The sequence below is a fragment of the Micromonospora sp. NPDC049801 genome (genome assembly GCF_040656575.1).
Taxonomy (GTDB): Bacteria; Actinomycetota; Actinomycetes; order Mycobacteriales; family Micromonosporaceae; genus Micromonospora.
Genome location: NZ_JBFAMS010000027.1, coordinates 21,511 through 34,020, shown reverse-complemented (window position 1 = coordinate 34,020; position 12,510 = coordinate 21,511). Strand labels below are relative to the sequence as shown.

Annotated in this window: 13 protein-coding genes; 1 reads left to right on the top strand and 12 read right to left on the bottom strand. The window is 71.4% G+C overall.

Translation table 11 applies throughout. The features are described 5' to 3' along the window. Window positions 1-50: 50 nt before the first annotated feature. The 11 genes from AB0I89_RS31755 to AB0I89_RS31705 form a co-directional block, all read right to left on the bottom strand. On the bottom strand, window positions 51-710 hold the full coding sequence (locus AB0I89_RS31755) for an acVLRF1 family peptidyl-tRNA hydrolase (protein ID WP_357134321.1): 660 nt from the start codon (window positions 708-710) through the stop codon (window positions 51-53). A 37-nt stretch (window positions 711-747) separates the two neighbouring features. After that, window positions 748-1,380 carry a LysE family transporter gene (locus tag AB0I89_RS31750; protein WP_357134319.1) on the bottom strand — a complete coding sequence of 211 codons (633 nt, stop codon included), beginning with the start codon at window positions 1,378-1,380 and terminating at the stop codon, window positions 748-750. A 533-nt stretch (window positions 1,381-1,913) separates the two neighbouring features. Further along, window positions 1,914-2,522 (bottom strand): TIGR03086 family metal-binding protein, encoded by a 609-nt coding sequence (locus AB0I89_RS31745; protein WP_357134316.1) that lies wholly within the window; start codon window positions 2,520-2,522, stop codon window positions 1,914-1,916. 180 nt (window positions 2,523-2,702) lie between these two features. Further along, window positions 2,703-3,137, bottom strand: a complete 435-nt coding sequence (locus AB0I89_RS31740) for a metal-sulfur cluster assembly factor (RefSeq protein WP_357134314.1) — start codon at window positions 3,135-3,137, stop codon at window positions 2,703-2,705. Beyond that, window positions 3,134-3,607, bottom strand: coding sequence for a Fe-S cluster assembly sulfur transfer protein SufU (gene sufU, locus AB0I89_RS31735; protein ID WP_355049630.1), 474 nt, complete (start codon window positions 3,605-3,607; stop codon window positions 3,134-3,136). Before sufU ends, AB0I89_RS31740 begins: the two co-directional genes overlap by 4 nt. Window positions 3,608-3,609: 2 nt before the next feature. Continuing rightward, on the bottom strand, window positions 3,610-4,914 hold the full coding sequence (locus AB0I89_RS31730) for a cysteine desulfurase (protein ID WP_357134312.1): 1,305 nt from the start codon (window positions 4,912-4,914) through the stop codon (window positions 3,610-3,612). A 20-nt stretch (window positions 4,915-4,934) separates the two neighbouring features. Next, the gene (gene sufC, locus AB0I89_RS31725) at window positions 4,935-5,708 is read right to left on the bottom strand and encodes a Fe-S cluster assembly ATPase SufC (protein WP_357134310.1); all 774 of its coding nucleotides are present in this window, start codon (window positions 5,706-5,708) and stop codon (window positions 4,935-4,937) included. Beyond that, window positions 5,708-6,034: a non-heme iron oxygenase ferredoxin subunit gene (locus AB0I89_RS31720; RefSeq protein WP_357134308.1), complete on the bottom strand. Its 327-nt coding sequence runs from the start codon at window positions 6,032-6,034 to the stop codon at window positions 5,708-5,710. The genes sufC and AB0I89_RS31720 overlap by 1 nt, the downstream gene beginning before the upstream one ends. Further along, window positions 6,034-7,179 (bottom strand): Fe-S cluster assembly protein SufD, encoded by a 1,146-nt coding sequence (gene sufD / locus AB0I89_RS31715; protein ID WP_357134306.1) that lies wholly within the window; start codon window positions 7,177-7,179, stop codon window positions 6,034-6,036. Before sufD ends, AB0I89_RS31720 begins: the two co-directional genes overlap by 1 nt. 97 nt (window positions 7,180-7,276) lie before the next feature. Further along, window positions 7,277-8,707 (bottom strand): Fe-S cluster assembly protein SufB, encoded by a 1,431-nt coding sequence (gene sufB, locus AB0I89_RS31710; protein ID WP_357134304.1) that lies wholly within the window; start codon window positions 8,705-8,707, stop codon window positions 7,277-7,279. Next, window positions 8,704-9,501 carry a transcriptional regulator gene (locus AB0I89_RS31705; RefSeq protein WP_357134302.1) on the bottom strand — a complete coding sequence of 266 codons (798 nt, stop codon included), beginning with the start codon at window positions 9,499-9,501 and terminating at the stop codon, window positions 8,704-8,706. Before AB0I89_RS31705 ends, sufB begins: the two co-directional genes overlap by 4 nt. Before the next feature lie 116 nt (window positions 9,502-9,617). Here AB0I89_RS31705 and AB0I89_RS31700 point away from each other — a divergent pair, with 116 nt between their 5' ends. Then, window positions 9,618-10,559 carry a COX15/CtaA family protein gene (locus AB0I89_RS31700; protein ID WP_357134300.1) on the top strand — a complete coding sequence of 314 codons (942 nt, stop codon included), beginning with the start codon at window positions 9,618-9,620 and terminating at the stop codon, window positions 10,557-10,559. A 1,019-nt stretch (window positions 10,560-11,578) separates the two neighbouring features. Here the strand turns inward: AB0I89_RS31700 and AB0I89_RS31695 are convergent. Then, window positions 11,579-12,499, bottom strand: a complete 921-nt coding sequence (locus AB0I89_RS31695) for a hypothetical protein (protein ID WP_357134298.1) — start codon at window positions 12,497-12,499, stop codon at window positions 11,579-11,581. Window positions 12,500-12,510 lie beyond the last annotated feature (11 nt).

Genomic DNA, 12,510 nt, shown 5'->3' with positions numbered 1-12,510 from the left:
ACACGCCGCCCGTTCGGGGCGGGGGTAGCGTCTCCGCTGACCAGACGCGGTCAGTCTGCGGCCGGGGCGGGGTCGCGCAACCGGATCCGTACCGCCCGGGCCGCGCTCACCGCCGCGACCAGGACCGCGTGTCGAGGCTCCGGCACGTCGAGCAGCCGCTCGGCCCGCAGCGGCAGCAGCGGGGCCAGCCGCCGGTCCGCGAGCACCGTGTCCACGGCCCGCCGGTCACCGCCGCAGACGAGGGCCGCCAGCTTCGCCGCCTCCGGCAGCAGCAGCCGTACGGCCAGGTCCGCCGCGTCACCCAGCGCCGCCTTGGCCTGGTTGTCACGCCGCCGGGCGAACCGGTGCTGCGACCACCCACCGGCCGCGGTGCGCCCCTGCACGTACCGGGTGTCCACCTTGGAGACCACCAGCTCGGCGCCGAGCGCCACGCCGATCGCCACCGCACCCTTGCGGGCCAACAAGAGACCGATCCGGTACGGCGTGCCGGCGGCGGCCACGAAGGCGGCCACGTCGCCGCTGGCGGGTGACCCGGGTGGCGTGTGCAACTCGGCGGTGGCTCCGTCGGGGGCGGTCAGCAGCAGCCCGTACTCCCGTGCGGTGGTGGTGGGCGGGCCGTGCCGGTCGGCGAAGCCCTCGACCCAGCGGCCGACGCGGGCCGGGTCGACCTCGACCCACCGGCCTCCCCCGGCAGCGGGTCGACTGGTCACCGCCCGACCGTACGCCACCGCCGGCGCACCCGGACCGTCAGCCCGGCACCACCGCGGCCACCGCCAGCGCGGCGATGAGGACGCTGGAGAGCACGCCCGTGACCAGCCGGCCGCGCGGGCCGGTCAGCGCACGGCCGACCACCGTGCCGCCACCGGCGATGAGCAGCTGCCAGCTCGCCGACGCCAGGAACACTCCGGCCACGAACAGGGCCGCCGGCAACGGTCCCGCGTCGGCCGTGTCCGGACGACCGAGGACCAACGCGACGAAGTAGAGCACCGTCGTCGGGTTCAGCAGGGTCAATCCGAGCAGCGCCGCGTAGGCGCGGCCCGGAGTATCCATCCCCCGACCGCCCCGCGCCGTCGGCGCGCGTCGGGAGCGGTGGGCAGCCCAGGTCCGCCAGAGCCCGTGCGCGGCCAGCCCTAACAGGACCACGGCGGCGGCCACCCGCAGCGGACCGGCGGCCGGCGCGATGACCCCGGCCAGGCTCGCGCCGCCCAGCGCGGCCACCGCCGCGTAGAGCCCGTCGGCCGTCGCCACCGCGAGGGCCGCTGCCGCGCCGACCCGGAACGAGGTACGGGCACTGAGCCCCAGGATGAGGATCGCGATCGCGCCGACCGGGATGGCGACGCCGTAGCCGGCCACCAGACCGGCGAGGAACGCCCCGCTCATGGCCGTCGACGCAGGATCGAGGCCCGCCCCGGTACCGGCCGCTGTCGACGACCGGCAGTCGTCGCAGGGACCAGAACCCGCATCGCGTACGCCTCGATCACATCGGCATCCTGCGCGCCGGCAGTCGTCCCCGCAACGGATTTCCCCGCAGCGCCGTCGCATCCGCCCGCCGATCTTGCACTTAGCGACGCCGAAATGTTCACCTTCGCGAATTAAGTCGGCACAGAAAGCGCAAGATCGGCGTCGTAGTCCGCCCCGCGCCCCGCGCCCCGCGCCCCGCGCCCCGCGCCCCGCGCCCCGCGCCCAAGATCCTCACAACTTCACCGATGTTGCTGCATCCGCCACGCGGGAAACCGCAACATCGGTGAAGTTGCGCAGATCTTGCCGGGATCGGGCGCCCGATCACTCCCACCCGGCGGGCGAGCCGCGGGCGCCAATCGAAGATCGTGCTCGCACCATGTTGTAGTGGCCTCGGCGAGACACCGAGGCCACTACAACAATGATCGAGCACGATCTTGGCGGATCGGGACCGGTCAGTGCCGCGACTCGGCCCACCGGGGGTCACGGCCGAGGTAGGAGAGCAGCGCGCTCACGTCGTCGGCTTCCGCTCCCGGGTCGAGCGCCGCCGCGTACGCGCCGTAGGACCGCAGCGGCTCGACGATCTGCCGCGCGACCTCGAACAGGGGGCGGGCCAGGTCGTCGTGGAGCGGGGACGGCTGACCGGTGGCCACCGCGATGTCCCAGGCGTGCACCGCCGCGTCGAGGGCGGCGGCGACGGCAGCCAGGTGGGCCGGCAGCGCGCCGTGCGGCAGCGGTGTCGGCACCTGCGGATCCTCGTCGGCGACGCCCACCCAGGCGAGGGCGGACGCGTCGAGGGCGGCGTACAGGCCGGTCAGCTTGTCCCCCTCGATCCGCCCGGAGGGCGCGAACGGGTCCTCCTCCGGCCCCGATCCGCCGGTGATCGCCGCGACGTAGGCGAGCTGGTCGCCGGTCGCGTGCTGGAGCACCTGGGTGACCGTCCACCGCTCGCAGGGGGTGGAGAGGTCCCAGGCCTCGGCCGGGATCCCCTCGGCGGTCGTCCGCAGCGCCCGGTGCGCCTCGTCGAGCACGATCCGCCACTGTCCCGCTGCCGTCTCGTTCATTGTCCCGACCCTCTCCGCTGATCCGCCGAGTTTCCCCGTGAAACGGAACGTTCCGCTCCGTTTCAAACTCAGCTTAGCAGACCGGAACGATCCGTTCCACAATAGATTTCACCTCTAAACACGACGAGCGCGGCACCCCGGAGGGCACCGCGCTCGAACGGAGAAGGTCGGGAGTCGGGGTCAGACGTTGAAGCCGAGGGAACGGAGCTGGTCCCGACCCTCGTCGGTGATCTTGTCCGGGCCCCACGGCGGGAGCCACACCCAGTTGATCCGGATGTCGTTGACCAGGCCGCCACCGGGGCCGGTGGTGAGGGCCTGCCGGGCCTGGTCCTCGATCACGTCGGTCAGCGGGCACGCCGCCGAGGTGAGCGTCATGTCCAGGGTCGCGACGTTCTCGTCGTCGACGTGCACCCCGTACACCAGGCCCAGGTCGACCACGTTGATGCCCAACTCCGGGTCGACGACGTCCTTCATCGCCTCCTCGATGTCGGCGATCATGGCCTTGCTGACGCCACCCGCCGGGGCGGCGGCGTCGCCACTCACCGCGCCGGTCTGCGCCGCGACGGTGTCGCCGGCCTCCGGCGTCGCCGCAGTAGCCGTATCCTCGCTGCTCATGCCTTCACCTCCGGGCTCACGCCCACACCGGCGCGTGCCGCGGCGTCCTTGAACGCCATCCACGGCAGCAGCGCGCACTTGACCCGGGCGGGATAGCGGGCCACGCCCGCAAAAGCGACCCCGTCACCGAGTACGTCCTCGTCCGGCGTGACCTGGCCACGTCCGGACATCAACTCGACGAACGCCTCGTGCACCTCGAATGCTTCCCCGGCGCCCCGACCGCGCAGCAGTTCGTGCAGGACGCTCGCCGAGGCCTGGCTGATCGAGCAACCCATGCCGTCGTACGAGATGTCGTGCAGAACGGTGCCGTCGGTGGCCACCCGGACGGTGACCTCGTCACCGCAGGTCGGGTTGACGTGGTGCGCCTCGGCGACCTGGTCGCCCGGGTCGTCGGCGTCACGCAGGCCCCGCCCGTGCGGGTGCTTGTAGTGATCCAGGATGATCTCCTGGTAGAGCTGGTCGAGCTGCACCATCAGTCGAACACCTTCCGTACCTGCTCCAGACCGCCCACCAGGGCGTCGATCTCTCCGGTGGTGGTGTAGAGGTAGAACGACGCCCGGGTCATCGCCGGAACGCCGAACCGGCTGCACACCGGCTTCGCGCAGTGGTGACCCACCCGCACCTGCACGCCCAGCGAGTCGAGCACCTGGCCCACATCGTGCGGGTGCACGTCACCGAGGGCGAACGAGATGGTGCCGCCCCGGCCGATCGGTACGGTCGGGCCGAAGATCCGCAGGTCGGGCACCGACCCGAGGGCGTCCAGCGCGTACGCCGTCAGCTCCTTCTCGTGCCACTGGATGGCCGGCATGCCGATCCCGGTGAGGTAGTCGACCGCCGCGCCGAGCGCGACCGCCTCGGCGATCGGCGGAGTTCCCGCCTCGAAGCGGGCCGGCGGGGCGGCGAACGTCGACCGGGCCATGGTCACCGTCTCGATCATCGAGCCGCCGCCCATCACCGGCGGCATGGCCGCCAGCAGCTCGCCCCGGCCCCAGAGCACGCCGATGCCGGTCGGACCGAGCATCTTGTGCCCGGTGAACACGATGTAGTCGGCGTCGAGGTCGACCACGTCGATGGGCAGGTGCGGCACCGACTGCGAGCAGTCCAGCAGCAGCAGCGCGCCCACCTCACGGACCCGCGCGGTGATCCGGGAGGTGGCGTTGACGGTGCCCAGGATGTTCGACATGTGCACCAGCGAGACGATCTTCGTCCGTTCGGTGACCAGATCTTCCAGGCCCGACTCGTCCAATCGGCCCTGGTCGGTGACCGGGAACCAGCGCAGGGTCGCGCCGGTGCGCTCGCAGAGCAGCTGCCACGGGACGATGTTCGAGTGGTGCTCCATCTCGGAGATCACCACCTCGTCCCCGGGGCCGAGCCGGAACCGCGGGTCGCCGTCTGGACGCAGCGAGGCGTTGGAGAAGGCGTACGCCACGATGTTGATCGCCTCGGTGGAGTTCTTGGTGAACACCACCTCGTCGACGCTCGGGGCGTTGATGAACGCGGCGAGCTTGGCCCGCGCCCCCTCGTACGCCTCGGTGGCCTCGGTGCCCAGCGTGTGCACCGAGCGCGAGACGTTGGCGTTGTGCCGCGCGTAGTGCTCGTCGAGCACGGCGAGCACCTGACGCGGTTTGTGCGAGGTGTTGGCGCTGTCGAGGTAGACCAGCGGGTGCCCGTTGATCTCCCGGTCGAGGATCGGGAAGTCGGCGCGCACCCGGGCCACGTCGAAACGCGGCACGTCGTCGTACTGCGGCATCCCCTCGGGGATGGCGATGCTGGTCATCTCGACAGCGCCTCTCGCACTCAGGCCTTGGCCGAACCGGCCCCGGCGGCGTACCGCTCGTAACCCTCGGCCTCGAGCTTGTCGGCAAGCTCCGGGCCGCCCTGCTCGACGATCCGACCGGCGACGAAGACGTGCACGTGGTCCGGCTTGATGTAGCGCAGGATCCGCGTGTAGTGGGTGATCAGCAGCACGCCGGTGTCGCCGGTGTCGCGGACCCGGTTGACGCCCTCGCTGACCACGCGCAGCGCGTCCACGTCGAGACCCGAGTCGGTCTCGTCGAGGATGGCGATCTTCGGCTTGAGCAGCTCCAGCTGGACGATCTCGTGCCGCTTCTTCTCACCGCCGGAGAAGCCCTCGTTGACGTTGCGCTGGGCGAACGCCGGGTCCATCTGCAGGCGCTCCATCGCGCCGCGCAGCTCGCCGCCCCAGGTGCGCAGCTTCGGGGCCTCGCCGTCGATGGCGGTCTTCGCGGTGCGCAGGAAGTTCGCCACCGAGACGCCGGGGACCTCGACCGGGTACTGCATGGCCAGGAAGAGGCCGGCGCGAGCGCGCTCGTCGACGGTCATGGCGAGGACGTCCTCGCCGTCGAGGGTCACCGAGCCGCCGGTGATCTCGTACTTGGGGTGGCCGGCGATCGAGTACGCCAGGGTGGACTTGCCGGAGCCGTTGGGGCCCATGATGGCGTGGGTCTCACCGGACTTCACAGTCAGGTTGACGCCGGCCAGGATCGGCTTGAGCTCACCCTCGGGCAGCTTGACCGACACCTTCAGGTCGCGGATCTCCAGGGTGCTCATTATCGGGTCACTCCATTACTCGGCGTCAGGCTCAGGTAGATGTCGCCGTCGCGGACTTCGACGGGGTAGACGGGTACGGGTTCGGTGGCGGGCAGGCCGGTCGGCGCGCCGGTGCGCAGGTCGAAGCGCGAGCCGTGCAGCCAGCACTCCAGCGTGCAGCCGTCGACCTCACCCTCGGAGAGGGCGACGGCGGCGTGCGAGCACTCGTCGTACGCGGCGTAGAACTCGCCGTCCTCACCGTGCACCAGGGCGATCGGGGTGCCGTCGACGTCCGCTCTGATGGCGGTGCCCTTCGGCACGTCCTCGGTGGAGCAGATCCGGATCATCAGGCGCCGGCCTTGCTGAGCCGGGCCTCGATCGCGTCGCCCAGGCGCTCGCGCAGCGACTCCACCGGGATCTTGTTGATCACCTCGGCGAAGAAGCCACGGACCACCAGGCGACGGGCCTCACCCTCCGGGATACCCCGGGCCATCAGGTAGAACAACTGCTCGTCGTCGAAGCGGCCGGTCGCGCTGGCATGGCCAGCGCCGGCGATCTCGCCGGTCTCGATCTCCAGATTGGGTACGGAGTCCGCGCGCGCGCCATCGGTGAGCAGCAGGTTCCGGTTGATCTCGTACGTGTCGGTGCCGGTCGCCTCGGCCTGGATCAGCACGTCGCCGACCCAGACGGTGTGCGCGTCCGCGCCCTGCAGCGCGCCCCGGTAGCCGACGTAGCTGCGGCAGTCCGGCACGTTGTGGTCGACGAGCTGCCGGTGCTCCAGGTGCTGGCCGCCGTCGGCGAAGTAGACGCCGTACAGCTCGGCCTCGCCGCCCCGACCGGTGTACTCCACCGAGGTGAACTGCCGGACCAGGTCCCCGCCCAGGGACACCTGGATGTGGATGACCTTGGCGTCCCGACCCAGCCTGACCTTCAGGTGCTGGGCCTGGACCGCGTCGTCGGCCCAGTCGGCGACGGTGACCAGGGTCAGCTTCGCGCCGTCGGCCACGACCACCTCGACGTTGTCGGCCAGGGTGGCCGATCCGACGTGCTCCAGCACCAGGGTCGCCTCGGCGAAGCGGCCGATCTCGACGAGCGTGTGCCCGAACGCCGGCTGCCCCGCGCCCGTGCCGACCACCCGCAGGCCCACCGACTGGCCGAGCACCACGTCCGGGGCCACCCGCACCAACAGGGCCTCGGCGGCAGCGCCGTACGCCAGCGCGCTGACCCGGTCCACCGGGGTGAGCACGCTGCCGATCCGCTCGTCGTCGCGGCCGATGCGGCTGATGGCCACGCCCTCGGGCAGGTCGCCGTACTCGTGCCGGACCGTGCCGGTCTCGGCCGGCACGTCGCCCGAGAGGCCGCGGAGGCGCTTGAGCGGGGTGAAGCGCCAGTCCTCCTCCAGGCCGGTGAGGGCCGGGAAGTCGGCGACGTCGTACGAGCGCAGCGCCTGCGACTTGGTGCTGGGCGGCGGCGCGGAAGCCTGGGTAGTCATGTCTTCCTTGGTCTGTCATGGATCGGAGGGTCGAAGCGGGCTGGACCGGACCCGGCGTACCGGGTCCGGGTCCGGCCGTGGCCGGGCGGAGGCGGCGTCAGCCGACCGCGCCCTCCATCTGGAGTTCGATGAGCCGGTTCAGCTCCAGGGCGTACTCCATCGGGAGTTCCTTGGCGATCGGCTCGATGAAGCCGCGCACGATCATCGCCATCGCCTCGTCCTCGCTCAGGCCCCGGCTCATCAGGTAGAAGAGCTGGTCGTCGCTGATCTTGGAGACGGTCGCCTCGTGGCCCATCGACACGTCGTCCTCGCGGATGTCGACGTACGGGTACGTGTCGGAGCGGGAGATGGTGTCGACCAGCAGCGCGTCGCACTTGACCGTGCTGCGGCTGTGGTGCGAGCCCTCCAGCACCTGCACCAGACCCCGGTACGAGGTGCGGCCGCCGCCCCGGGCGATCGACTTGGAGATGATGCTCGAGGAGGTGTGCGGAGCCGCGTGCACCATCTTGGCGCCGGCGTCCTGGTGCTGACCCTCGCCGGCCATCGCCACCGAGAGCACCTCGCCCTTGGCGTGCTCGCCGGTCATGTAGACCGCCGGGTACTTCATGGTCACCTTGGAGCCGATGTTGCCGTCGACCCACTCCATGGTCGCGCCCTCGTGGCAGACGGCGCGCTTGGTGACCAGGTTGTAGACGTTGTTCGACCAGTTCTGGATGGTCGTGTAGCGGCAGCGCGCGTTCTTCTTGACGATGATCTCCACTACCGCGCTGTGCAGCGAGTCGGAGGAGTAGAGCGGCGCGGTGCAGCCCTCGACGTAGTGCACGTACGCGCCCTCGTCGACGATGATCAGCGTCCGCTCGAACTGGCCCATGTTCTCCGTGTTGATCCGGAAGTAGGCCTGCAGCGGGATCTCCACGTGCACGCCCTTCGGCACGTAGATGAACGAGCCACCGGACCACACGGAGGTGTTCAGCGCGGCGAACTTGTTGTCGCCGACCGGGATCACCGTGCCGAAGTACTCCTTGAAGACGTCCTCGTGCTCCCGCAGCGCGGTGTCGGTGTCCAGGAAGATGACGCCCTGCTCCTCAAGGTCCTCACGGATCTTGTGGTAGACGACCTCCGACTCGTACTGCGCCGCGACACCCGCGACCAGCCGCTGCTTCTCGGCCTCCGGGATGCCCAGCCGGTCGTACGTGTTCTTGATGTCCTCGGGCAGGTCCTCCCAGCTGGTGGCCTGCTTCTCGGTGGACCGCACGAAGTACTTGATGTTGTCGAAGTCGATGCCGGTGAGGTCCGCGCCCCAGGCCGGCATCGGCTTGCGGCCGAACAGCCGCAGGCCCTTCAGGCGCAGGTCGAGCATCCAGGCCGGCTCGTTCTTCTTGGCCGAGATGTCCCGCACCACCGCCTCGTTGATGCCGCGCTGGGCAACCGCCCCGGCGGCGTCCGGGTCGGACCAGCCGTACTCGTAGCGACCCAGGGCGGCGAGCTGCTCTTCCTGGGTCAGGGGCTGGACGATCTGCTCGGTCATCTATCTGTCCTCACAGTGGTGACGGGATTACCGGATGAAGCACGGCCCGGCTGGGTCGGGATGTGCGTGGTGCACACCCCGTCGCCGTGCGCGATGGTGGCCAGGCGCTGCACGTGGGTGCCGACCAGACGGGAGATAACCGCAGTCTCGGCCTCGCACAGCTGAGGAAACTCGGCGGCCACGTGCGCCACCGGGCAGTGGTGCTGACAGAGCTGGCCGCCGGAGGCGATCGTGGTCGCGTTGGCAGCGTAACCCTCGGCGGTCAGCGCTCCGGCGAGCGCCTCGGCCCGCGCGAGAGGGTCGTCGCCGGCGTCCTCCATGGCGGCGCGACAGCGCGACTCGAGCGCGGAGACCTGCTCGGCCGCGAACGTCTCGACCGCGTCCGCACCACCGTTGCGGGCGATCCAGCGCAGCGCCGCGGTGGCCATGTTGTCGTAGTGGTGTGTGCCACAGCGAACCCGAGCCGCCTCGGTCAGGACGAACACCTTGGCCGGACGACCCCGACCCCGGCTGCCCTGCACTGCCTGCTCGCGGGCGACGACGTCACCGTCGGCGAGCATCGCGTCCAGGTGCCGGCGGATCGCCGCCGGGCTGAGGCCGAGCGCGAGACCGAGCTGCGCGGCGGTCGTCGCGCCCCGCTCCAGGAGCAACTGGGTGACGCGGTCCCGGGTGGAGGTCTCCGTCGCGGAGCCACCCAGTACGGACGGCGAGGCCCCGACGAGGGCGGACGCGGACGCGCCGACGGCCGGGACAGCCGCCGGCTGGTGCCCGGAGAGCGCCGCCGCGTTTTTCACAACGCCAACGTTACGTAATTGCCCGGAGGGTCGCAAACCCGGGCCCCGGTGATCCGAACCACCGAGCCGACGGAGTCGGACGGACCTCGATCACTACAGTGCGTAGGATTTGCGCCGTGAACCGATTCGTCCGTCCGGTATCCAGCGTCCTGCTGCGCCGCCTCGCGCTCGCCTCGATCATCGCGAACGTGGCCATCGTCGTCACCGGCGGGGCGGTCCGGCTGACCGCATCGGGCCTCGGCTGCCCCACCTGGCCCCGGTGCACCGACGACTCGTACGTCACCACACCCGAGATGGGCGTGTACGGCGTGATCGAGTTCAGCAACCGGATGCTGACCTTCGCGGTCGGTCTCATCGCGCTGGCCACCGTGCTGGCAGTGCTGATCCACCGGCCCCGCCGGCCCGGGCTCCTCGCGCTGTCCGTCGCCGTGTTCCTGGGCATCCCCGCCCAGGCGGTGATCGGCGGCATCACGGTGCTCACCAACCTCAACCCGTGGGTGGTGGGGCTGCACTTCCTCTCCTCGATGGCGGTGATCGCCGCCGCGTACGCCCTCTGGCGGCGGATCGGCGACCCGGACGGCCCGACGGTCGCCGCGGTACCCACTCCCCTGCGCGCGCTCGCCCGGATCACCACCGGCGTCACCGTCGCGGTACTGGTGATCGGCACCTGGGTCACCGGCAGCGGCCCACACGCCGGCGACCACGGCGCGGCCCGCAACGGCCTGGACCCGGAGGCCATCTCCCAGGTCCACGCCGACGGGGTATTCCTGCTGATCGGCCTGTCGGTAGCGCTCATCTTCGCGTTCCGCGCGGCGGAGGCGCGGCGGGCCACCCGGGCCGCCGTCGTCCTGGTGGCGGTGGAGTTGGGTCAGGGACTCATCGGCTTCGTGCAGTACTTCACCCACGTGCCGGCGCTCCTGGTCGGCGCGCACATGCTGGGCTCGTGCCTGGTGCTACTGGCCGCCCTGTCCGTCCAGTGGTCCACCCGCGAACGCCACCCGGTCCCCCCGGCACCCCAGCCCACCACAACGACGGAAGCCCAACCCGTCCCCGCCTGACCCCCGCGCCCCGGCCCACCCCCGCGCCCCGCCCCGCGCGCCTCGCCGGGCCCCGCGCCAAGCACGCCCCGCCCTACACGCGTCGATCTTGCACTTACGAACGCCGAAGTGCCCATATTCGCGCGATAGGTCGGGACAGAAAGTGCAAGATCGGCGCGATGGGCGAGACGTGCGGGGCGCAGCCCTTGCGTCCTGCGCCCGCCGGTGTCCCCTCTCAGGTGCACGCCTGCGCCTCGCGCGCTGTCGTGCGTCCGCGCCTGCGCGCCGCCCCGCCTGCGCTATCGCGTCTGCACGCCTGCCCAAGATTTACGCAAGTTCAGGGTTGTTGCTGCCTCCGGGACGCGGGAGGCAGCAACATCCCCGAAGTTGCGCGGATCTTGACGAGGGGCGAGAGGGGCGAGGACCGAGAGGTGGGAGGGGCGAAGGGCGATAGGTGCGCAGGTGCGCGGGTGCGCGGGTGCGCGGGTGCGCGGGTGCGCGGGTGCGCGGGTGCGCGGGTGCGCGGGTGCGCGAGGACTGGCGGGCGTCGCGACAGAGCCGGCGCGGCGGCGGGGCACCCCGCAGGGCTCATGGTCACGCTCGAACCAGGATGTAGTGGCATCGACGTGTCCGCGATACCACTACATCCTGGATGCAGCGCGACCTTGCGGGCGCCGCCGCCGTCGAGGCGGTGCTGGGCCAGCCGCCAACGTCGAGGCAGCGCCGCATCGGCGCCCCGCCCGGCATCCGCGCACCTCCAGGGCGGTCACCGCCTCGCCACGCCACGACACGGCACGACACGACACGGCACGGCACCCACGCCACGGCACGGCACCCACGCCAGGGCACGGCACGGCACGCCACGGCACGCCACGACGCGGCACGGCACGCCACGACGCGGCACGCCACGGCACGGCACGGCACGGCACGCCACGGCACGGCACGGCACGCCACGGCAGGGCGCGACACGGCACGGCGCGACACGCCACGCCACGGAGCTCGTAGGGGGCACGCCGGGACACCGCCCTACCTCGACGTGGTCAGGCCGGGTGGGTCAGGTGGGTGGCGATCGCGGTGGCCAGGCGGTCGGGGGCGTTCTCGGCGTACCCGAGGAAGAGCGACGGCTCGGTCAGCTCCAACTCGACCAGGACCGGGTCGCCGGCCGGGCCGGAGATCAGATCCACGCGGGCGTAGAGCAGCTGCCGGGTGCCGCCGGGGACCGCCGCTAGGGTCCGGTCCGCGACGGCCAACTGCTCGACCGCGGCGGTACGGGCGGTGATCTCCTCGGCCTTGTACAGCTCGTCCGGACCGAGGTCGGGGCCGGTCAACATGGCGCCCTTGCGGATGGCGTGGCTGAACGCGAGACCGTCCGGGCCGGCCAGGAAGAGCAGCGCGGTCTCGCCCTCGGTGTCGACGGCGCTCAGGTACGGCTGGACCATCGTCGTCCGGCCGGCGGCCGAGAGGCGACGTACGTGCGCGTCGGCGAGGGCCCGGTGCTCCGGGTCGGCCAGGTCGTAACGGCCGGTGTCCTGGCTACCGGAGCTGACCGCCGGTTTGATCACGTACTCGCCGGTGTCGGCGGGCGGCGACCAGCTCGCGCCCGGCTCGACCCAGGCGGTCGGCACGGTGGGTACGCCGGCGGCGCTCAGCTCGCCGAGGTAGCGCTTGTCGGTGTTCCACCGCACCACGTCGGCGGGGTTGACCAGGGTGGGCACCGTGGCGGCCCAGGCGACGAACTCGTCGCGGCGCAGCGCGTAGTCCCACGGCGAGCGGAGCACGACAAGGTCGTACGCGGACCAGTCGACGTCCGGGTCGTCCCAGACCGCCGCTTCGGCGATGATCCCCCGCGCGGCGAGCGGGTCGAGGACGAGGCGGTCGTCGGGGTCAAGGTCGACCAGGCGGGAGCAGGTAACGAGAGCGACCCGGGGTTCCCCCCGGGTCGACTGGTGGTGGTTGGTCAATCCAGCTAGCT